This is a genomic window from Mucilaginibacter puniceus (assembly GCF_054783175.1).
Map to the genome: position 1 here is coordinate 127320 of NZ_BAAGRB010000003.1, position 22403 is coordinate 149722.

At 40.4% G+C, this 22403-nt stretch carries 21 protein-coding genes; 11 read left to right on the forward strand and 10 right to left on the reverse strand.

From position 1 onward, the window contains the following. The first annotated feature begins 38 nt into the window (after nucleotides 1-38). The 5 genes from ACYVJ6_RS14220 to ACYVJ6_RS14240 are packed head-to-tail and all read left to right on the forward strand — an operon-like array spanning nucleotide 39 to nucleotide 5154. Nucleotides 39-1349 (forward strand): UDP-glucose dehydrogenase family protein, encoded by a 1311-nt coding sequence (locus ACYVJ6_RS14220; protein ID WP_460694756.1) that lies wholly within the window; start codon nucleotides 39-41, stop codon nucleotides 1347-1349. After that, nucleotides 1349-2332: a UDP-glucuronic acid decarboxylase family protein gene (locus ACYVJ6_RS14225; RefSeq protein WP_460694757.1), complete on the forward strand. Its 984-nt coding sequence runs from the start codon at nucleotides 1349-1351 to the stop codon at nucleotides 2330-2332. The genes ACYVJ6_RS14220 and ACYVJ6_RS14225 overlap by 1 nt, the downstream gene beginning before the upstream one ends. Next, entirely contained in the window at nucleotides 2332-3354 is a 1023-nt protein-coding gene (gene galE, locus ACYVJ6_RS14230; RefSeq protein ID WP_460694758.1) for a UDP-glucose 4-epimerase GalE, read from the forward strand. Before ACYVJ6_RS14225 ends, galE begins: the two co-directional genes overlap by 1 nt. A 5-nt stretch (nucleotides 3355-3359) precedes the next feature. After that, on the forward strand, nucleotides 3360-4412 hold the full coding sequence (rfbB, locus tag ACYVJ6_RS14235; protein WP_460694759.1) for a dTDP-glucose 4,6-dehydratase: 1053 nt from the start codon (nucleotides 3360-3362) through the stop codon (nucleotides 4410-4412). After that, nucleotides 4402-5154 carry a tyrosine-protein phosphatase gene (locus ACYVJ6_RS14240; protein WP_460694760.1) on the forward strand — a complete coding sequence of 251 codons (753 nt, stop codon included), beginning with the start codon at nucleotides 4402-4404 and terminating at the stop codon, nucleotides 5152-5154. Before rfbB ends, ACYVJ6_RS14240 begins: the two co-directional genes overlap by 11 nt. A gap of 61 nt (nucleotides 5155-5215) precedes the next feature. Here the strand turns inward: ACYVJ6_RS14240 and ACYVJ6_RS14245 are convergent, their stop codons facing one another. Both ACYVJ6_RS14245 and ACYVJ6_RS14250 read right to left on the reverse strand, forming a co-directional pair. Further along, nucleotides 5216-6454 (reverse strand): ABC transporter permease, encoded by a 1239-nt coding sequence (locus ACYVJ6_RS14245; RefSeq protein WP_460694761.1) that lies wholly within the window; start codon nucleotides 6452-6454, stop codon nucleotides 5216-5218. Nucleotides 6455-6586: 132 nt separating this feature from the next. After that, entirely contained in the window at nucleotides 6587-6940 is a 354-nt protein-coding gene (locus tag ACYVJ6_RS14250; protein ID WP_460694762.1) for a HesB/IscA family protein, read from the reverse strand. A gap of 92 nt (nucleotides 6941-7032) precedes the next feature. On the opposite strand from ACYVJ6_RS14250, the gene ACYVJ6_RS14255 reads away from it, so the two are divergent. Both ACYVJ6_RS14255 and dnaA read left to right on the forward strand, forming a co-directional pair. Further along, the gene (locus ACYVJ6_RS14255; RefSeq protein ID WP_460694763.1) at nucleotides 7033-7560 is read left to right on the forward strand and encodes a DUF7935 family protein; all 528 of its coding nucleotides are present in this window, start codon (nucleotides 7033-7035) and stop codon (nucleotides 7558-7560) included. 521 nt (nucleotides 7561-8081) lie between these two features. Next, nucleotides 8082-9506 carry a chromosomal replication initiator protein DnaA gene (gene dnaA / locus ACYVJ6_RS14260; RefSeq protein ID WP_460694764.1) on the forward strand — a complete coding sequence of 475 codons (1425 nt, stop codon included), beginning with the start codon at nucleotides 8082-8084 and terminating at the stop codon, nucleotides 9504-9506. A gap of 266 nt (nucleotides 9507-9772) precedes the next feature. Here dnaA and recA read toward each other — a convergent pair whose 3' ends face one another. Further along, on the reverse strand, nucleotides 9773-10786 hold the full coding sequence (gene recA, locus ACYVJ6_RS14265) for a recombinase RecA (RefSeq protein ID WP_460694765.1): 1014 nt from the start codon (nucleotides 10784-10786) through the stop codon (nucleotides 9773-9775). Between the two features lie 190 nt (nucleotides 10787-10976). Beyond that, nucleotides 10977-11738: an endonuclease III gene (gene nth / locus ACYVJ6_RS14270; RefSeq protein ID WP_460694766.1), complete on the reverse strand. Its 762-nt coding sequence runs from the start codon at nucleotides 11736-11738 to the stop codon at nucleotides 10977-10979. A gap of 87 nt (nucleotides 11739-11825) precedes the next feature. Here nth and ACYVJ6_RS14275 point away from each other — a divergent pair, with 87 nt between their 5' ends. Further along, nucleotides 11826-12155 (forward strand): hypothetical protein, encoded by a 330-nt coding sequence (locus tag ACYVJ6_RS14275; RefSeq protein WP_460694767.1) that lies wholly within the window; start codon nucleotides 11826-11828, stop codon nucleotides 12153-12155. A 3-nt stretch (nucleotides 12156-12158) separates the two neighbouring features. Here ACYVJ6_RS14275 and ACYVJ6_RS14280 read toward each other — a convergent pair whose 3' ends face one another. The 6 genes from ACYVJ6_RS14280 to ACYVJ6_RS14305 all read right to left on the reverse strand — a co-directional run bounded on the left by ACYVJ6_RS14280 (nucleotide 12159) and on the right by ACYVJ6_RS14305 (nucleotide 19216). Beyond that, nucleotides 12159-13493, reverse strand: a complete 1335-nt coding sequence (locus ACYVJ6_RS14280) for a HupE/UreJ family protein (RefSeq protein WP_460694768.1) — start codon at nucleotides 13491-13493, stop codon at nucleotides 12159-12161. A gap of 5 nt (nucleotides 13494-13498) precedes the next feature. After that, nucleotides 13499-14611 carry a DUF3500 domain-containing protein gene (locus tag ACYVJ6_RS14285; protein ID WP_460694769.1) on the reverse strand — a complete coding sequence of 371 codons (1113 nt, stop codon included), beginning with the start codon at nucleotides 14609-14611 and terminating at the stop codon, nucleotides 13499-13501. Nucleotides 14612-14897: 286 nt separating this feature from the next. Continuing rightward, nucleotides 14898-17294 (reverse strand): glycoside hydrolase family 2 TIM barrel-domain containing protein, encoded by a 2397-nt coding sequence (locus ACYVJ6_RS14290; RefSeq protein WP_460694770.1) that lies wholly within the window; start codon nucleotides 17292-17294, stop codon nucleotides 14898-14900. 138 nt (nucleotides 17295-17432) lie between these two features. Continuing rightward, nucleotides 17433-18413 (reverse strand): acyl-ACP desaturase, encoded by a 981-nt coding sequence (locus ACYVJ6_RS14295; RefSeq protein ID WP_460694771.1) that lies wholly within the window; start codon nucleotides 18411-18413, stop codon nucleotides 17433-17435. Nucleotides 18414-18602: 189 nt separating this feature from the next. Further along, on the reverse strand, nucleotides 18603-18794 hold the full coding sequence (locus tag ACYVJ6_RS14300) for a cold-shock protein (protein ID WP_460694861.1): 192 nt from the start codon (nucleotides 18792-18794) through the stop codon (nucleotides 18603-18605). A gap of 194 nt (nucleotides 18795-18988) precedes the next feature. Continuing rightward, complete coding sequence (locus ACYVJ6_RS14305; RefSeq protein WP_460694772.1) at nucleotides 18989-19216, reverse strand: hypothetical protein; 228 nt, start codon at nucleotides 19214-19216, stop codon at nucleotides 18989-18991. Between the two features lie 130 nt (nucleotides 19217-19346). Here ACYVJ6_RS14305 and ACYVJ6_RS14310 point away from each other — a divergent pair, with 130 nt between their 5' ends. The 3 genes from ACYVJ6_RS14310 to fabG all read left to right on the forward strand — a co-directional run bounded on the left by ACYVJ6_RS14310 (nucleotide 19347) and on the right by fabG (nucleotide 22358). Continuing rightward, nucleotides 19347-20222, forward strand: coding sequence for a CE1 family esterase (locus ACYVJ6_RS14310; RefSeq protein WP_460694773.1), 876 nt, complete (start codon nucleotides 19347-19349; stop codon nucleotides 20220-20222). Between the two features lie 27 nt (nucleotides 20223-20249). Beyond that, nucleotides 20250-21536: a phenylacetate--CoA ligase family protein gene (locus tag ACYVJ6_RS14315; RefSeq protein WP_460694774.1), complete on the forward strand. Its 1287-nt coding sequence runs from the start codon at nucleotides 20250-20252 to the stop codon at nucleotides 21534-21536. A 102-nt stretch (nucleotides 21537-21638) separates the two neighbouring features. Continuing rightward, the gene (gene fabG, locus ACYVJ6_RS14320) at nucleotides 21639-22358 is read left to right on the forward strand and encodes a 3-oxoacyl-ACP reductase FabG (protein ID WP_460694775.1); all 720 of its coding nucleotides are present in this window, start codon (nucleotides 21639-21641) and stop codon (nucleotides 22356-22358) included. Nucleotides 22359-22403: the final 45 nt, after the last annotated feature.

A 22403-nucleotide genomic window follows, 5' to 3' on the forward strand; every position in this document is an offset into this window, starting at 1 on the left:
CGCTATAAAAGTAGTAACAATAATTATATAAATTATTTATGAAGATTGCCGTTGTTGGAACAGGATATGTGGGTTTGGTTACCGGAACTTGTTTAGCCGAAACCGGCAATCAGGTTACCTGTGTTGATATTAATGAACAAAAGGTAAAAATGATGCAGGATGGCCAATTGCCAATTTATGAGCCAGGGCTTGAATTACTTTTTCATCGAAATATTGATCAGGGCAGATTGCATTTTACCAGTAAACTGGCAGATGCGATTACGGATGCCAAGATCATATTCCTGGCATTGCCTACCCCGCCGGGTGGTGATGGTGCCGCCGACATGAGCTATGTTTTAGGTGCCGCAAAGGATATTGCCAAGATAATAACCGAATATAAGGTTATAGTAACCAAATCAACCGTGCCGGTAGGTACTGCTGATAAGATAACTGCCGTGCTTAATGAGCATACCAATGTTGAATTTGCCGTAGTATCAAACCCTGAGTTTTTACGTGAAGGCGTAGCGGTAGATGATTTTATGAAACCGGACCGTATTGTGGTAGGAACGCTTGACGAAAGAGCCCGTAAACTTATGGGCGAATTATATGCGCCTTATGTGCGCCAGGGTAATCCAATTATTTATATGGATCAACGCTCGTCTGAACTAACTAAATACGCGGCTAATTCATTTTTAGCTACCAAAATATCTTTCATGAACGAAATAGCCAACCTTTGCGAACTGGTTGATGCCGATGTAGATATGGTAAGGCGTGGTATTGGTGCCGATGAGCGTATCGGCAAGCGTTTCTTATTCTCTGGCATTGGTTACGGCGGTAGTTGTTTTCCAAAGGATGTACAGGCATTGGCCAGATCGGCTGGCGATTACAGCTATGACTTTAAGATACTAAATGCAGTAATGGATGTAAACTATATTCAGAAAAAAGTACTGGTTGAAAAAGTAAAAAAATATTATAAAGGAGATATTAAAGGTAAAAAGTTTGCTGTATGGGGATTAGCCTTTAAGCCCGAAACTGATGATATACGCGAAGCTCCCGCTTTATACATCATTGAAGATTTATTAGCTGCAGGGGCAACTATTACTGTGTTTGACCCTGAGGCAATTAATAATGTTAAAGGTGTTTTTGGCGATAAAATTGCTTATGCTGCTAATCAGTATGAAGCGCTAAAAGAGGCTGATGCTTTATTGATATTAACAGAATGGTCGGTATTCAGGACCCCTGATTTTGATCAGATGGAACAGTTATTAAAAGCTAAGGTGATTTTTGATGGGCGTAATTTATACGACCTGGAAAAAATGATAGATTGCGGCTACTACTACAATAGTATTGGAAGGAAACTGGTAAACTAATGGCGCGTAAACGTATATTGATAACCGGTGCTGCCGGATTTTTAGGATCGCATTTATGCGACAGGTTTATTAAAGAAGATTACCATGTAATTGGAATGGATAACCTGATAACCGGCGACCTGCGCAATATTGAACATTTATTTAAACTGGAAAATTTTGAGTTTTATAATCATGATGTTTCCAAGTTTGTGTATGTACCAGGCGAGTTAAATTATATACTGCACTTTGCATCACCGGCCAGCCCTATAGACTATTTAAAAATACCTATCCAAACCTTAAAAGTAGGCTCATTAGGTACACATAATTTATTAGGATTAGCGCGTTCAAAGAATGCCAGGATGCTTATAGCCTCTACCTCTGAAGTTTATGGCGACCCAAATGTTAACCCGCAACCAGAAGAGTACTGGGGCAACGTTAACCCTGTTGGCCCACGTGGGGTGTATGATGAAGCTAAACGTTTCCAGGAAGCTATAACTATGGCTTACCACACTTTTCATGGCCTGGAAACCCGTATAGTGCGCATATTTAACACTTATGGACCACGCATGAGGTTAAATGATGGCCGCGTACTACCGGCATTTATTGGCCAGGCCTTACGTGGCGAATCATTAACGATGTTTGGAGATGGTTCACAAACGCGCTCGTTTTGTTATGTAGATGATTTGATAGAAGGTATTTATAGATTACTACATAGTGATTATACCCAACCAATGAATATTGGCAATCCTGACGAGATCACCATTCGGCAGTTTGGCGAAGAGATCATCAAGTTAACAGGCACCGATCAGCAATTGATAAGCTTGCCATTGCCTACTGATGATCCGAAGCAACGCCGTCCGGATATTACCAAAGCTAAAGCAATTTTGGGTTGGGAGCCCAAAATATCGCGCAGCGAAGGTTTAAAAATCACTTACGAGTATTTTAAATCATTGCCCGAAAAAGAAATTCAGCATAAAGACTTTACCTATTATAATAAACATTAATGGCTAAAATATTAGTAACCGGGGGTTTAGGTTTTATTGGTTCGCACACCGTAGTTGAACTGGTAAATGCAGGTTATGAGCCAATTATTGTTGATGACCTATCAAACTCACACCCTAAAATATTAGACCAGCTTACTAAAATTATAGGCTACACCCCTCCTTTTTACCAGCTTGACCTTTCTGTTGAACAAGCAGTAAAAGATTTTGCGGCCAACGAGTCGGATATTGCGGGCATTATTCATTTCGCTGCATTTAAAGCCGTAGGCGAATCGGTACAGCAGCCATTAAAATATTATCGCAATAACTTTTACTCCTTATTTAATATTTTAAGTGCCTATGAAGGCAAGGCCGTTAACCTGGTTTTTTCATCAAGCTGTACGGTTTATGGGCAACCCGATGTTTTACCGGTAACAGAAAGCGCGCCGGTTAAACCTGCAGAATCACCTTATGGCAACACCAAACAAATTGCCGAAGAGGTATTGAAAGATATTATTGCAGCAGGCAGTAAATACAAAATAATATCGCTAAGATATTTTAATCCCGTTGGCGCGCATAAATCTGCTTTAATTGGCGAATTACCTATTGGCGTACCACAAAACCTGGTGCCTTTTATTACACAAACAGCCATTGGAAAACGCGAAAAAATAACTGTATTTGGTAATGATTATAACACGCCCGATGGTAGTTGCCTGCGCGATTATATTCACGTGGTTGACCTGGCCAAAGCACATGTAGCCGCGTTTAAGTTAATGGCTAATGATAATTTTACAGGGTATGATGTTTTTAACATTGGCACCGGCAATGCAAATTCAGTACTGGAAATTATTAATGCTTTTGAGCAAACAACGGGCGTTAAATTAAATTATGAAATAGGCCCGCGCCGGGCAGGAGATATAGAAAAAATTTGGGGCGATGTAACCAAATCAAAAAATAAATTGAACTGGCAAACAGAATTAGATATAAATACCATGATGGCCTCCGCCTGGGCATGGGAAAAATATATTGCCGAAAATCCGTTGTAATAACAATGAAAAAAATAATAATTACCGGTGGAGCAGGGTTTATAGGATCGCATGTAGTGCGCCGTTTTGTACGACACTATCCCGAATACGATATTATAAATTTAGATAAATTGACCTATGCAGGTAACCTGGCTAATTTAAAAGATATTGAAGACGCTCCAAACTATAAATTTATAAAGGGCGACATTGTTGATATGGCTTTTATAAACCGGCTTTTTGCTGATGAGCAGCCTGATGCCGTGATACATTTGGCGGCTGAATCGCACGTTGACCGTTCCATAACCAATCCGCTGGAATTTGTAATGACCAATGTGGTAGGAACGGTAAATTTATTAAATGCAGCCCGCGCCAATTGGAAGGGGAAATATGATAAAACCCGGTTTTATCATGTATCAACAGACGAGGTTTATGGTTCATTAGGCGAGGATGGTATGTTTACAGAAACAACTGCCTATGATCCTCATTCTCCTTACTCGGCATCAAAAGCTAGTTCTGATCATTTTGTAAGGGCATACCAGGATACTTATGGCATGGATACCGTAATTTCAAACTGTTCAAATAACTATGGTTCCTATCATTTTCCTGAAAAATTAATTCCATTAGCTATACATAATATACAACAAAATAAGCCGGTTCCCGTATACGGAAAGGGTGAAAATATTCGTGATTGGTTATGGGTAGAGGATCATGCACGTGCCATTGACCTGATATTTCATAAAGCTAAAGCCGGCACAACTTATAACATCGGTGGCCATAACGAATGGAAAAATATTGATCTAATTAAATTATTGTGTACTATATTAGATAAAAAATTAAACCGGCCGGAAGGCGAATCGGCCAAATTAATAACCTATGTTACTGATAGGGCCGGCCATGACCTGCGTTATGCTATTGATTCATCCAAACTGCAAAACGAGTTGGGTTGGGTACCAAGCATAACATTTGAACAAGGGTTAGAAAAAACGGTAGACTGGTACCTGGCTAATGAAGAATGGTTAAATGATGTAACATCGGGCCATTACCAGGAGTATTATACAAAACAATATAATGATCGATAAAATACTTTCTTTTTTTAAAGGAGAGCCTTCCAAACCGGCACTTAATTATAGTTCACTAGTGGTTGATATGCATTCGCATATTTTACCGGGGATAGACGATGGTGCAAAAACCCCCGCAGATTCCATTGCATTAATAAGAAGCATGATGGCACTGGGCATTAAAAAGATAATTGCCACACCTCATATAATGGCTGATTTTTATAAAAACACTCCCGAAACCATTAATGCATCATTAGAAATATTGAGGGCCGAATTAAAAAAGCAGGGAATTGATATTGTAGTAGAAGCTGCTGCCGAACATTACTTTGATGAAACCTTTGAACCTATGATCAATAAACGCAGTTTAATGACCATGGGCGATAATTACGCACTTTTTGAATACCCTTTTATGAGCCCACCGCCTAATGCTTTTACGGTGATTCAAAAAATGATAGAGTGGGGCGAATATAAACCCATACTGGCCCATCCTGAAAGGTATGGCTATATGAATTTGGAAGCTATTGCCGATGTGCGTAGCTGGGGTTGCAGCATACAAATGAATACCATAGCTTTAACAGGCTACTATGGCAATTCCATTAAAAAAAAGGCTGAAGCGATGATAGATGAAAGCCTGGTTGATTTTATCTCAAGCGATATGCACCACTTAAAACATGCGGCGGCTTTTCGCGATGCGTTAAAAACACCTTATATGGAGAAATTGCTTAGCGGCGAATATCCGTTGAAGAATATTATGCTGAAATAATGTGCAGATAGCTAAATTCGATCTCTAATAAATTTCATCCGCATATCTGCACATCAAAAATCTACTCGTATCTCAACGCCTCCACCGGATCAAGCTTCGATGCCTTTTTTGCGGGATAAAATCCTGATGCCAGCCCAATACCTGTACATAACACAATAGCACCAAATAACCATAGCCACGGTACTATAAATTGCCCGCTAATTTGTACAGCAATCAAATTACCAATAGCCATACCTAAAATAATACCACTAACCCCGCCTATTAAGCATATTACAATAGCCTCAATTAAAAATTGGCGCCGTATAACGGTAGGTGTAGCACCAATAGCTTTACGTATACCAATTTCGCGGGTACGCTCGGTAACTGATACCAGCATAATATTCATTAACCCTATAGCGGCGCCAATAAGGGTAATGGCCCCTATAGCAAATCCGGCAATTGTAATATTGGTTGATAGCTCTGCCAATTGCTGCTGTGCAGAATCACTTCGGGTAATTTCAAAATTATCATCCTTGCCAATTGGTAAACCACGTATGTTTCTCATTAAAGCTGTCGCTTCGCCGACACTGGCATCTAATATATTGGCGCCCCCTACCATTACGGTAATAGCAAAGGATGGATTTGAGGTGGTAGCAATTTGTTTGGCTTTAAGTATGGGTATTAAACAAAACCTGTCTCCGGCACCGGCACTTGAGCCTTTTGGAGCAAATACACCTATTATATTGTATTTATTATTTCCTATAAATATCGATTTATTAATAGGATCCTGGTTTTTAAATAGTTTGGTTTTAATTTCATTGCCTATAATTACTACCCCGGCACCATGTTCCAATTCGGAAGCAGAAAAATTACGGCCAAGCGCTATTTTGTACCCATTGGTAACCACGTAATTTTCATTACTGCCCGATATAGTAATATTTGGATTGGTTTTTTCGCTGGCATATTTGGCAACTGCGGTACCTGACACCCTTAAATTTATAGATATTAAAGCCGGTAGCTTAAATTTCTCTTTAAACCGCGCGGCTTGGTCATACCGTATTGGCGGGTATACTTTACGACGGCCGCCATTGCCAAAGTTTATACCGGTGCCCCGGTTTTGTATATTAAATGAGTTTGCCCCCAGGCTTGAAAAAGCTTCGTTTGTTGATTGCTTGATGCCTTCAATAGCTGTTAAAATGCCTACTAAAGCCATAATACCAATAGCAATAATTAATGCTGTAAGCGAAGTGCGCAGTTTATTTCCCCCTAATGATTGTAAGGCGATAGAGACATTCTCTTTTAAGGTGGTATTTATAGGCATGTATAAATATAATAAAACTTTAAAGGTAAGACTAAAAACCCTACCGGTTTGTTACAAGTACAATATATTGTCAAACCACTACAACAAAAAAGCCTCCAAAGGGAGGCTTATATAGTTTATCAAACTGTTTAGTTATACCGAAAATGAAGTACCGCAACCGCAGGTACTGGCCGCATTAGGATTGTTAAAAGTAAACCCGCGTGCATTTAACCCATCCTGGAAATTGATCTCCATTCCCATTAAATACAAGCCATGCGCTTTGTGCATAAATACCCTCAAGCCGTTTATTAAAAACTCCTGATCGCCATCTTTCTTTTGATCAAAACCCAGCACATAACTCATGCCCGAGCAGCCGCCGCCTTCAACGCCAATGCGCAAACCAAAATCATCACTTAACTCTTGCTGATCTCTTAATTTAAACAATTCTTTAACCGCTCCTTCTGTAAAGGTTACCGGTGCAGGTGCCGTATCAATAACAGTGCTCATCTTATTTTTAATTAACTACACAAATATAAGGTAAAATGCGGATTTTTGTTCAGAGGCAACTATTTATGACCTCTGTTTAACATTCTGAAACTATGAACCTTGATTATTTATTAGATATTTTAAAATACACCATTGCAGGCATTGGCGTAGTATATATAGCGTTTTATCTATTTAAGCCTTACCTGGATAGGTCAGAAAGCTTGCAGATGCTAGATTATAAAAAAGCTATAAGCAGCCAAACTTTGCCATTAAAGTTGCAGGCGTATGAACGTATTGTATTATTTATTGAGCGCATTAACCCGGCCAATATGCTTATTCGTTTAAATGGACCCGATTATACGGCAGCCGAATTACATAGCCTGATAGTTGCCGAGATACGTAATGAGTTTCAGCATAATATTTCACAACAAATTTATGTGAGCCATACCGCCTGGGATGTGGTAAGACGATTAAAAGACGATACGTTAAGTATTACTACCAACGCGATTAAAGCCTTGCCCGAAACCGCAACGGGTTTAGAGTTAAGCAAAACTATTTTGGCCCATTTAAGCAAGTTAAATGATAACCCTTATGATATGGGCACCACCCTTATCAGGAAGGACCTGGAGCAAATATTTTAATATCTCATCAGTTAAATTGGGATTTGGGCAGAATCAGAGCGTTTGAAGCTTTAAAACAGGATGCTACCTGTTCCGCTGCATAATAACAGTTGTAGTAAATGATGACAATTATTATAAATATGGTAAAAATTCATTCGATTTTTAATATTGATACCCTACCCCCTGATGCTACATTTTGTACCGGGTATGCTATATTATTTATAAATATCCATAAATTAATATAGATGCGGTCTTTTTAAAAATTCAGGAAAAATATTTACTGGCTTATATCAGCGAGTATTAAAGGCAATAAAAATGCCTCTACGTATTAAAAAAGCAATATTGGCACATCTTCATGCGAAATATAATATTTTACATTGAATTTATATAAACTTTACGTGTTTTTTTGATGAAATATATTTTCAGAAAAAGTGAAAAATTAATTTTTTAATTCGCTTTTTTTCTGAATATTCGATGTTCCGTAGCAGCCCCAAAAAATGCTTCTTTGGGGCTTGTAAATCAAGATACTATTAAAATAATATATGGAAAAAACTTGTACTACCGTTTGGAATAGCTGCCTTCAAATCATAAAAGACAATATCCCTGCACAAAGCTTTAAAACCTGGTTTGAACCAATAAAAGCATTGCGCATGGAAGGAAGCGTTTTGACGATACAAGTGCCAAGTTTATTTTTTTACGAATGGCTGGAAGAACATTATGTTGGCCTATTACGTAAAACCATAAAGAAACAATTGGGCGATGACGGACGTTTAGAATACAACATTGTTGTTGAACAAGCATCCAGCAAACCATACACTACTAATATGCCTTCAAACGGAAACGGCGCTGAGTCAAAAAATCAGTCAATGCCTATCCCTATTTCAATAAATAAGGATATTAAGAACCCGTTTGTAATTCCCGGCCTTAAAAAGCTGATTGTTGATCCACAGCTTAACCGTAACTATACTTTTGAAAACTTTGTAGAAGGTGATTGTAACCGTTTAGCCCGCTCGGCAGGATATGCTGTTGCTGCTAAACCCGGTGGCACGTCATTTAACCCGTTAATGATATATGGTGGCGTAGGCTTAGGTAAAACCCACCTGGCACAAGCCATTGGTAACGAAATCAAACGTTCATTACCTGATAAGCTGGTACTATATGTATCATGCGAGAAATTTACCCAACAGTTTGTTGACGCGTTAAAGCATAATAATATTAATGATTTTGTGAATTTTTACCAGGCTATTGATGTGCTGATCATGGATGATGTGCACAACTTTGCCGGTAAAGAAAAAACACAGGATTTCTTTTTCCATATCTTCAATCACCTGCACCAGTCTGGTAAGCAGTTGATCATTACCTCTGATAAAGCGCCAAAGGATCTGGCCGGTTTAGAGGAGCGTTTACTATCACGATTTAAATGGGGCCTTTCTGCCGATCTGCAAATACCTGATCTGGAAACCAGGATGGCTATCCTTAAAAATAAAACTTACCAGGATGGTATAGACCTTGGTGACGATGTTATTGAGTATGTTGCGCACAACATTGATAATAACGTACGTGAGCTGGAAGGTGCCATGGTTTCATTATTGGCACAGTCAACCTTAAACCGTAAGGAGATCGATCTTAACCTGGCTAAGCAAATGCTGAAGAATTTTGTAAAAAATTCTTCAAAAGAAATTTCAATGGAATATATTCAAAACCTGGTTTGCGAATATTTTGAAGTACCTATTGAAATGGTAAAATCACAAACCCGCAAACGCGAGATTGTACAGGCCCGTCAAATATCTATGTACCTGGCCAAGGCACATACCAAAAGCTCATTAAAATCAATAGGCCATTTCTTTGGCGGCCGTGATCACTCTACCGTGATATATGCCTGCCAAACTGTTGAGGACCTCATTGATACCGATAAAAAATTCAAAGGCTATGTTGCCGATATTCAGAAGAAGCTGAAGATGTCGTAATTGACATAAGCTTAAAACAAAGAAAGCCTTGCATTTATGCAGGGCTTTCTTTTTACATCCTTATCACCACTACGTCATTGCGAGCGCTAGCGTGGCAATCTCTACATAGGACAGAGGATGCTTTTCTTAACGTAAATTCAAACAACATTTTTCTTTTGATTTGCATTTGAAGAGATTGCTTCGTTCCTCGCAATGACGCTTTTATAATAAAAAAGGCTCACCAAATTGGTGAGCCTTTTTACTATATAATCAATTAACTTAACTTTCTATTCTTCAACTTCGGCTAAATGCTCGCCGGTAACGTTTTCTTTTATCTTGGCTTCCAGTTCGTCCATTAATTCCGGGTTATCCAAAATTAATTGTTTAACCGCATCGCGACCCTGGCCCAAACGGGTATCGCCATAGCTAAACCATGATCCTGCTTTTTTAATGATGTTGTGTTCAACACCCAGGTCAATGATCTCGCCTGCTTTTGAAATACCTTCGCCAAACATAATGTCAAACTCGGCAATACGGAACGGCGGGGCCACTTTATTTTTAACGATCTTAACCTTTACACGGTTACCTGATACTTCGTCGGTATCTTTTATTTGTGATATACGGCGCACATCTAAACGTACCGAGGCGTAAAACTTCAAGGCATTACCACCGGTAGTAGTTTCGGGGTTACCAAACATAACACCAATTTTATCGCGCAGCTGATTAATAAATATACAGCAACAACCTGTTTTGCTAATAGTACCGGTTAGCTTACGCAAGGCCTGCGACATTAAACGGGCGTGTAATCCCATTTTTGAATCGCCCATTTCGCCTTCTATCTCTGCCTTTGGCACTAATGCCGCAACCGAGTCAATAACCAATATATCAATAGCGCCTGAACGGATCAGGTTATCAGCGATCTCTAAAGCCTGCTCTCCATTATCAGGTTGTGATATCAAAAGGTTCTCTACATCAACGCCTAATTTTTTGGCGTAAAAACGATCGAACGCGTGCTCGGCATCAATAAATGCGGCAATGCCACCTTTCTTTTGCGACTCGGCAATGGCATGAATAGCCAAAGTAGTTTTACCTGATGATTCCGGGCCATATATTTCAATAACACGTCCTTTAGGCAAACCACCAACACCCAGGGCAATATCCAACCCTAATGACCCGGTTGATATAACTTCGGTTTGTTCAATTACAGAATCGCCCAACTTCATGATGGTACCTTTTCCGTATGATTTTTCCAACTTATCCAGTGTAAGTTGTAGTGCCTTTAATTTTTCTGCGTTGCTCATCTTAAAAATATCTTACAACAAATATAAATATAGTTTTTATAATTACTAATTTTTTTAGCAATTTATTTTTGATTCCCATTGTCATCTCGAACGGCAGTGAGAGATTTATACATATTCTAGAAGTACATGTGTATAGATTTCTCGCTAAACTCGAAATGACAATTGAAGATAATCAAGTAGTTAACAACAATCAAATATTCTTATCCACACTCCTCTTTTTCAGTTCTTTACTGATGTTATTCAATGCCTTTTTCTTTTTGGCATCTTTAGCTTTTTTAATTTTTGCGGCTTCAGCTTTCAGCAAAGCCGTTTCTGTATTAGCCTGCTCATAGTAGCGGCAAAACCAGGTAAGCGGGCAAATCTCGCACTTAGGGCTGCGGGCCACACAAATGTATCGGCCATGTAATATGAGCCAATGGTGGGCAATAGCGAGGGTATCTTGGGGCAGGTGCTGTACTAATTGTTTTTCAACCGCCAGCGGAGTACGTGCGTTATTGGTTAACCCAATTCGGTTTGCTACCCTAAACACGTGCGTATCTACAGCTATGGCCGGTGCATCAAACACTACCGATGCAATTACATTGGCGGTTTTACGGCCCACGCCGGGCATTTTTTGCAGGTCGTTGATATCTGACGGCACTTCGCCGTTAAAAACATTAACCAGTATCTGCGCCATACCCACCAAATGTTTGGCTTTATTGTTTGGGTAGCTCACACTGCGTATATAGGTAAAAACTTCTTCGGGGGTAGATGCCGCCAAACTCTCGGGAGTTGGGAAGCGCTCAAAAAGTGCCGGGGTAATTTGGTTGATGCGCTTATCGGTACATTGTGCCGATAGGATAACCGCTATCAGTAATTCAAACGGAGACCCATAATTTAACTCGGTAACGGCGTTAGGCTGCTGCTTTGAAAAATATTCAACAAAGTGGCGGTAACGGTCTTTTTTAAGCATGGCTAAAAATAGCAAGTCTTTAGGCGGAAAACAATATGGCGGGTTATATCAAAGTAAACAAAACCAACTGCCATTTGTAATTTAATTATGAAAGTTATAACCCTGCATACCCCCATCATACCCGACGAATTGCTACAGCATTTGCGTAACCGTTTGAATACCCTATTCCGCGAGCAGCGACAGGTAGACTTTGATCTGACCATTGAAAAAAATGGCAACGCGGTTGAAATAGCACAACCGCAAATGTACGAGGGCGTTTTATTTAAACTGGAACCAAAAGGATCTGAACTTTACATAACCCGCAATGAACATTATGTAGATGATGTAAACTCGCTAACCATAGAGTCGATATTAAATAGCTTGTTTGAGGACCTGACCGATGATATCCGCGGAGTTGATTTGGTGACAGAGGGATAATGCTTACACCGCCGCTTTGCGGGATATCTTTTTCGACACTAAAGTCAAAAACGCCAAAACGACCAATACCAAAACGATCCATTTGGTATAATCGGCAGCATCAAGTACAAATGCACTTATCATATTGGGCTTTGAGGTGACGCGTTCAGCTATCCATCCTATCGCTGCAACACCCGCTAATACCGCGCCTACTATACGCACATAAGTGTAAATAGCGATCGACCTGCTCAAAATAATTAACCACGGAATAGTTACCGCAACTACCAATAACTGCATTAACTCAATCCCCAGGTTAAAGCCAAATATACTTAGCGCCATTCGCCCGGCATCTAAATTCAAATCAACTAAGGTGGTGGCAAAAGCCATCCCGTGTATTAACCCAAAACCTGCTGCAATAAACATTTCCCTGCCGGGGAAAATGGGTTTAATGGCATGTATGGCTGAAATCAAAATACTTACCGCTATTAATACCTCAATCGGCTGCGCCGGAAAATCAGTTATACCCGTAGCACCCAATAATAAAGTAATAGAATGCCCGATAGTAAAAGCTGTTACAATTTTGATGATACGGACCAAACTGTAACGGGTGGTTCCCGCTTCGGCCCAGCGCTTGCGATTAACTAAAAGCGGCGCGGGTAATAATAAGGCAAGCAGGAATAGCAAATGGTCGGTGCCCGCAGCAATATGTTCAACCCCCAAATCCACCATGCTGGTAAATCCCCGCCATAAACCGCCCTCTTGTATATTAATAGCTAATGGTGGTATAGTATTACTTTTTACATCCAGGCCAATAACGCCAACTTCGTAAGGATGCTCCGGGTTTAAACCGTTATCCCAATCCTGTCTGACAGATACCAGCGCATAATGCGACACCACCTGGTGGATGATAGCATCATAATTTAAATTAAACTGTCGAGTATTAGCATTTACCGGAGGCACCATACTTATATGCACTGTTAATTCCTGGTATGGGCCGCTTGCGCTTTCCTGTACGGGCTGTACTATCATATTGTCTATAGCTACCACCCAAGGCTTTCCGTCTGGCGCAAATATTTTTATATGCTCTAATAGATATGCTGTGAGTTGCGGACCAAGCCTTTTTATTAAATTATTTGAATTACGATTGACATCATGCCCAAAAGCCAATTCCAGTTCATTTAATGGCAGTTGTATTTCTGCAGAAACCTTATCAGATCTGATATCCAATAAAATTAGGGTATTAGGCATAGGGTGCGCTTCTACCCTTGAAATATCAGCAAAAACAAAAATCAGGAACAAAAAAAACAGCCGCCCATACAACATGAAACGGCTATTAATTTTTTTAGAACGATGAGGCATTAATTTTAGAAAGTAAAGTTATTGCCGTAATCTTTTTTATGGTCGCGCCATACAGTATGGTAGTGTACTTGCCCGGTACCAACAACAGCTGCCTGGCAGGCAAACTCCAGCCAGATGCCCGGGCCGTCAATACGCGCATAATCGGCAGGCCGGTCAAATTTGCCTGAGCCCGAAAAGGCTATGTAGGTATTATTTAATTCTTTAGTATAAGCGGCTATAATATCTGCTGCTGTTACATCATCTACATCCAAAACCCAGCGTTTAATGGCGTTCATTATTAACGTTTTTTGCTTAGCGTTTAATGAACTAACGGGTAAACCCACTTTGGTATCAGGGAACTGCCCATTAGCACGCGGACCCATTATTACATCATTAAACCTTCTGGGTAATTTAGCTGCAGTTAATTGCGCGGTGTCTAACCCACCTATCATTGCCGCAATAGCAATTTGCTCGTCTCCTATCGGAGTTAATGTTTTTCCTTCTGATACGAATGATTGCGGTTCTACTCCTTCAAAATAAGGGGTTGAACCGGTTACTTTTCCACCGTTATACGTTTGATTGACCGCTAAATGGTGCCCTCCAAACTGTAATTGCCAGGTATCAGTGGCACTTGGTATGCCTAAAAACGCTATGTAATAATTACCCGATGAATAAGAATTACGGGCAGCAGCAGGCGTAGTTTTCATGATATCATCAGCAGCCATAATTTGAGTTATTTCGCTAAAGCCCTCATTTGCGGTTTTACCGGAAGCAATGGCTACTAAAGCCAACGCAGCGGCACGTTGCTTATCCGTAAGCGAACTAAATTTAAGTCCAATATGGCAAGCATCCACACAAGGCAGGTTTGACCATTTTATAGCACTTTCTTTTTCGTATTTGAATTGTACTGCGGCCAGTTGCTCGGGCGTTAAGGTTGCCTCAAAATCCTGCACCGCGCATAATATTTTACCCACAGGTGTTTTTGCGGTACTACAACCCGCAAATTTTACACGCGTAACATTTGCTATGGGTTTTATTTCGGTTGATGCACTAATAACTGTTTGCTTTTTGGCAGCTATAAAGCTTACGGCGCCTACGGCTATCACGATAGCATATAAGCTTAACATCCATTTTTTCATAATTGGTTATTGGTTGCGCCCTTGCGGGCATAGCATAAAGATACACAAAGTGTTGGTATTCAAATAATATGTAGCAATGATGTGGCAAAAGCAACTTTGACAAACCGTAGCAGTGGGCAGCACCTAGGGAGCTGGAACAAAACTTTACTTTTTCTACAAATAGGTAGCCCCGATGGGGCATCAGTTTTTATTAAAACACCCTGATCATGTGCCGTAGGTACAAAACCTTTGTAGAAAATATACAAAATAACAACGCATGCCGTAGGTACGCAACATAGTTAAATAGTTATTTTATATTGATCGCTATCTTGTCAGCCTTTAATCCATCGCCACGCGCTTGCAAAACAACCTGTCCAGCTTTTCCGTTCGGCCTGATCACTACCAGGCATTTGCCCCTGAATGTACGGTGTTCGGGCTTTTTAAAACTTTGCATATCCTTAGGGTCGGCGCTGGCAACAGCGGTAATTTCGCCATCGCCGGTAACATCAAATTGCAGTGTAGCGTTAGCATCGCTCACCAAACGGCCCTGCTCATCAACAATCTCGGCAGTTATATAACTAAGGTCATTAGTGCTTTTTTTTATGCTACTGCGATCCGCAGTTAATCTGATTTTATAGGCTTTACCGGGTGTGGTCAGTATTTGGGTGTCTGCAACTTTACCATTGTCATCTAAAGCAACTGCTTTTAATGTACCCGGTTGATACTCCAACTCAAAGTTTGCGGTCAGGTTATCTGCTGTTACCTTTTTCTGGCCAATTACTTTACCGTTAAGTTCAAGGCGCACTTCGGGATAGCGCGTATATACATTTACAGTTATAATTTTTCCTTCACTACCAGGCAAATTATAATAGGGCAGTTCATCGGGCCAGCCCCATTGACTCACCGTTTCTTTACTACCGGCAGGTATTGGCGAATGTACCAACACGTTCATTTTGCTATTGCGCCAAACCACATCGCGGTAATACATCTGTGGCTTTTTATCGCCTATCAGGTCAATATCACCACACCATCCGTTAAACCATGGGTATGGCATCAACTGTGGCGACCTTGCCTGTAAACTGGTATGGCCAAGCCCTGTCTCGCCCAGGTAATCCATCGCGGTCCATACAAAATCGCCTATAACATAAGGGTGTTTCTCTACCAGGTCCCAGTTGGTCAACGCCTCGCGCGGGTATGATTCTGTACCCATCATTATCCTGTCAGGATGTTTTACATGGTCCGATTCATATTCCTTGCGCATATAATTATATGAGCCTACATCAAGCATGGCAAAAGCTGCAGCAGTAGTATCCCACTTAAAGCCTGGATGATCATAAAAGCTGCAAATAGCTTCAGTTACCGGGCGTGTTTTATCTAACCGTTTTACCTCGTCAATTAATTTTCTTTCTATAGCTAAGCCTGATGGTTCAACACGTTCATTAATTTCATTGCCAATGCTCCAGAAAACTATTGAAGGATGGTTACGGTCGCGGTTAATTATGGCATCCAAATCTTTTTTCCACCAGTCATTAAAATACAAATGGTAATCCTGCGCATTTTTTTGCCGCTCCCACATATCAAAGGCTTCGTCAATAACAACAAGACCCAATCTATCGCAAGCGTCTAAAAACTGTTCTGATGGCGGGTTGTGCGATGTGCGCACAGCATTAAAGCCATTCTTTTTAAGTAGTTCAACCTTACGTTCCTCGGCACGGTCAACGGTAGACCCTCCAAGCGGACCATTATCATTATGTACGCATCCGCCTTTTAACAACGTTTTTTTGCCGTTTAACAGGAAACCTTTTTCGGCACTAAATTCAATCGATCTTATACCAAATGTATTAGTTACATGGTCAATAACTTTATTCCCTTTTTTAACTTCAGAAACTGCACGATATAGATAAGGAGAAGAAGGCGACCACAACATAGGCGAATTGATAGTAATATTTTGGCCTGTACTATTACCTGTAACCGTTTTTTCTGTTTTGGCTACCACACGGTTTTTAGCATCCAATATGGTAGTTGACACTTTAATTGGCGTATTACCAATGTTGGCAACCAAATTGGTTTGAACATTTACTGTGGCAGATTTTGTAGTCACACGGGGAGTAGTTATAGTTATGCCCCATTGGTCAATGTGGGTATCATCGGTAATGATCAATTTTACATGCCTGTAAATACCCGACCCACTGTACCAGCGGGAGGTTTTGCCCTCATTACGTACGCGCACTGCAATCACATTTTTTTTAGCAGATGATACATACGGCGTTATATCATAAAAAAACGGGCTATAACCATAGGGGTGATTACCCAAATGCTGTCCGTTTACCCAAACATCACTGTTCATGTACACACCATCAAAGTAGATAGCTACTTTTTTACCGGCAGTGTTATTCAAATTAAAGCCCTTACGATACCAGCCTGTTCCGCCAATAGTATAACCTGTAGCAGTGCCACCAATACTTTTTCTGTAAAAGGGCCCTATAATGGTATCCGATTGGCCGGGCAGGTCTTCTATACTCCAATCGTGAGGCGCGGTTACTGTCCGCCAGTCCTTATCATTAAATGAAGGTTCTTCTGCTCCTTTAACATCACCCCGATTAAAAGTCCAGCCGGCATCAAATGTCATCACGTTACGGCTTTGAGCGCTGCCTTGCGTTATGACCGCAATAAGGATCAATAATGTAAATAAAGTCTTTCTCATTGGTGTATAGCGTTCAGGAAACATTATAACTGGTTCAAAACAAATATATAAAGCAGAAGCGATACATTAACAAATGTTTTAACCAATAAAAAAGCCCCTTAAATTTAAGGGGCTTTAAATTTTTAGACAGATTATTGCTTACCCGTGTATCCAACTGAATTTATATTCCAATGACGGGTTTTGCATCCTTTCGGCAACACGTAATAAACGGTTAGGCAGCGCCATTATATAATCGCGCGCTTTCTCGCCCGACTCGTTAAGGCCGCCCATATTGCCAATATGCCAATCTTCTATCAGTTCCTTTAATATATCTACGTAATCAATAGCAGTATAAACTCCAAGGCGTTGTGCCGCATCGGTAAAATGCCCAAAAGTTTGGCCTATTTTTAGGCCCACCTCGCGTAAAAAGTGTGCAGGCATTACAATTTTTTTGCGCATCATGTCCTCAAAAGCCAACATAGCTTCGTTAGGATCAACTTCAAAAATTTTCTCTATAAAGTATTTGTAGGCTTTTGCGTGGCGCATCTCGTCTGACGCGATAACACCACACATTTTTGATAACAAGTTATCACCATCCTTTTTAGCTAACGATGCCACCCTGCGGTGCGATACATTAGTTGCCAATTCCTGGAAAGAGGTATATATAAAGTTACGGTATGGGTCATGGCCGGTACCAATATCAAAACCATCGGCAATTAAATACTGGGTTGATACTTCCATCATACGCATATTTACACGGCCAGATAGATATAGGTATTTGTTAAGCAGGTCGCCATGACGGTTTTCCTCGGCTGTCCATTGCCTGGTCCATTTCATCCATCCACCTTCTTCGTTTCTTGATACACCCTCAACCATGGTTAACCATGATTCGTAAGTAGGTAATGCTTCCTCGGTAATGGTATCGCCAATTAAAACCGCAACAAGGTCGTATGATAAACCCTGTGCGCTTTCCTGCATATCCTTAATATCATTATGAAAAGTATCTTTTGAAGAATCAGGCAAAAAGTCTGACGGCTGCCAAATGGTATCTATAGGTTTTAAATACTCGGTCATCTTTTCCAACATAAATTTCTCAATGTGGCTCATCACCTCTTTACGTTTCTCTTCAAAAAAATGCATCTGTATTTAGTTTAATAAGTAAGTATAACTACTATAAGCAGCGTTTGTTGCAAATGTAATGAATTAAATAGAAAATAATATTGACCTATAGGCTTAATAGATAGTGATTGTTATCACATTTTTATTCAAAAAAAAACATCCGCCAAGTACTTGACGGATGTTTTCACACGATATTATAAGTATAGTTTATTAGCTTACTTTAACATTTACCGCATTTAAACCTTTTTTGCCTTGCTCTACTTCGTAGGTAACGCTATCGTTTTCACGAATAGTGTCAATTAGGCCTGAGGCGTGTACAAATACTTCGCTGCTACCATCTGCTGGTATAATGAATCCGAAGCCTTTGCTTTCATTGAAAAATTTTACTGTTCCTTGCATTATATTAATTATTAATTTCATAAAGATAGTTAAATATTCATAAATGCATTATTTATCAAAAAATAAATTTTTATACGCATTTAACTATTAACCTGCAATTAAGCGCTATAGCCCTGTTTTTTTGCCATAAGCAATACAGCATACATTGCAATAATTGCAAATTTCGCAATAATTTGATGTTTTACCTTTACGCTATTTTATCTGGGTAGCGGTGGTGGCACCGGACGGGGCGGCAAGGTTACCCGAACAGCCGCACGGCGTTTTACAACCCTTTTACGGGCACGCACAACAGGCACCGGCGGTTTTTTTAAATGCAATGGGTTAGGTGGGCGCGGTGGAGGCGGCGGTAATTTGACTTGAGCACTTGCCTCTGCAAAGGTGCAGGCAGCAACGGCGGCAATTAATAATACTTTAATGGTTTTCATTGTAGTTGGTTTTAATTATATACGTATAACTCAAATTGCGCCTAAGAGTTTAATCTATAATGGTTTATTTTATAATTAAAACTACCAGACGTTTATATACGTTAGTGATATACATACTTATTAATATCCTATGAAGATAATTTGGTGTTGTTTATTATTGTTTAGCGCGTCATCCGTTATGGCACAATCGCAACAGAAAAGAGAAGAGATTATTATTGACGGCATGGAGCGTGCGTTTGTAAGCTATGTGCCTGCGGGAGTAAAAGAAAAAATGCCGGTGGTGATATCCTTACATGGCGGTTTTGCCAGCCCGAAAGGAATGTTGCGCCTGGCAGACTTCAGGCCATTAGCTGATCAGGATAAATTTATTTTGGTTTGCCCGGCATCAAAAAAGCTTTGGCATGACGGGGCAGATAATAAAGGTATTGATGATGTGAAGTTTATTGATGAGCTCATCACCTATATATTAAAAACTTATAACGGCGATGCCTCAATGGTATATGTTACCGGGGTATCTAATGGTGGTTTTATGACCTCGCGACTGGCGGCTCAACTACATACACGCATTGCCGCAATTGCTGTTGTTGCTGCTACTTTAAATATCAATGAGGGTTACGATTTGGAAAAGCCGATGCCCGTAATGTATATTCATGGCACTAAAGATCCTATTATACCCTACAATGGCGGCAAAAAATTTGGCCGGGAAATGTACTCGCATGACGAGATCATCAAAAAATGGGTAACACTAAATGATTGCAACCCGATACCGGTAGTTACCCAAATCCCCGATAATGCCGACGACGGTACTACAGTAATTAAAGAAGAATACAGCAATCCAAACGGTTTAAAGGTAGTGGGCTATACCATAAATAACGGCGGGCATACCTGGCCGGGCGGCAGGCAATACCTGCCTGCGTTTATTATAGGCAAAACCACGCATAACCTAAATGCCTGCCAGGTAATTTGGGACTTTTTTAAATCCTATCAATTAAAAGCAGCTATTTAAAGGCTGTAGCTTATATTCGTACCTTAAATGAGTTTAACCGCATCTACCATACCCAATACCATTAAATTAATGCAGGAACAAAAACTGCAGGAACTATTGGTACATATCAATACAAATTCGCCGTTTTACAAAGAGCTTTTCGGTAAAAACGGAGTGGATATCGCTTCTATAAAAACATTAGAAGATCTGACCAAACTGCCCGCTACTACCAAAGAGGACCTGCAGCAACGTAATGATGATTTTTTATGTGTGCCTAAAAATCAAATTATTGAATATGCCTCCACATCAGGAACTTTAGGCAGCCCGGTTACTATAGCCTTGACCGATAATGATATGAACCGCTTAACTATAAACGAGTACAATTCTTTTTTATGTGCCGATGGTTCGCCGGAAGATATTTACCAGTTGATGCTGACATTGGACAGGCAGTTTATGGCGGGGATAGCCTATTATTCGGGTTTGCGTAAATTGGGTGCAGGCATCATCAGGTTGGGCCCGGGTGTGCCGGCTATGCAGTTAGAAACTATTTTGCGTTTAAAGCCAACAGCTATAGTTGCCGTACCATCGTTTATTTTAAAGCTGATACAGGCCGCCAATGATGCGGGCATCGACCTAAATAAAACCTCTGTAAAAAAAGCAGTGTGCATTGGTGAAAATATTAGAAATACTGATTTTTCATTAAATATATTAGGACGTAAGATTACCGAGAATTGGGATATACAATTGTACTCTACTTACGCATCTACTGAAATGCAAACCGCTTTTACAGAGTGCGCTGTAGGCAGGGGCGGGCACTTGCAGCCGGAGTTGGTTATAGTTGAATTATTAGATGAAAACAACCAACCCGTAGCACCACATGAACCGGGCGAAGTTACCATCACTACTTTAGGCGTAGAAGGCATGCCGTTACTGCGCTATAAAACCGGGGATATTTGCCAGTTTGATGACGCGCCCTGTGCCTGCGGAAGAACAAGTTTGCGCCTATCACCTATCATTGGTCGTAAAAAGCAAATGATCAAGTTTAAAGGGACCACGCTTTACCCGCCTGCCTTATTTGATCTGCTGAATGAAATGGATGAGGTGTTGGATTTTGTGGTGGAGGTATATAGCAATGAAATTGGCATGGACGAGGTATTATTACACCTGCTGCCTGCCGACGATAGCAAGGCTTGCGACAATAAAATACGCGCCTATTTACAGGCCAGACTAAGGGTTAGTCCGCATGTTAAATATATATCTGCCGAAGAAATTAAAAAGATTCAATTCCCCGAAGCCAGTAGGAAAGCTATTAAGTTTATTGATAGAAGAGTTTAAAGATTAGTTATGATTAAAGATTGGTTGGTTCCATATTACACTAATCTTCAATCTCTAATACCTAAATCCTATATTTGGCAATTAAGCTATAAAAAACACAAGATGAAATGCGCATTGGTAACCGGCGGATCAAGAGGGATAGGCAGAGCAATTTGCGCTAAGCTTTCGGCTATGGGGTATTATGTGCTCATTAATTATAAAAGCAATACCGAAGAAGCCAACAACACCCTACAACAAATAGGTGGCAATGGTGAGTTACTGCAATTTGATGTGGCCGATAAAAAAGACATCAATAAAGTCCTAGGCGATTGGATATCTGCAAACGAAGATAAAGTTATTGAAGTGCTGGTTAACAATGCCGGCATCCGCGAGGATAGCTTAATGGCCTGGCTGAAAGATGAGCAATGGGAAAGCGTAATAAAAACGAGTTTAGACAGTTTCTTTTATGTTACCCGTTTGGTTTTAGAGGGTATGATGATGAACCGTTATGGCCGTATAGTGAATATTGTTTCATTATCAGGCTTAAAAGGGCATGCCGGGCAAACCAATTACTCGGCGGCAAAAGCCGGAGTTATCGGCGCGACAAAAGCATTAGCGCAAGAAGTTGGCCGCAGTGGCATAACTGTTAACGCGGTAGCTCCGGGTTTTATAAAATCTGATATGACCGAGGGTTTGGACGAAAAGGAATTAAAAAAACAAATACCTGTAAACCGTTTTGGTTTATCCGAGGAGGTGGCACACGCGGTAGGCTTTTTAGCCTCAAAAGAAGCGGGCTATATTACTGCCGAGGTGTTGTCCATAAACGGCGGGTTGTATTCATAGTTGACTCACCCCGACATCGTTTCACTCGTCGACCCTCTCTTCCGC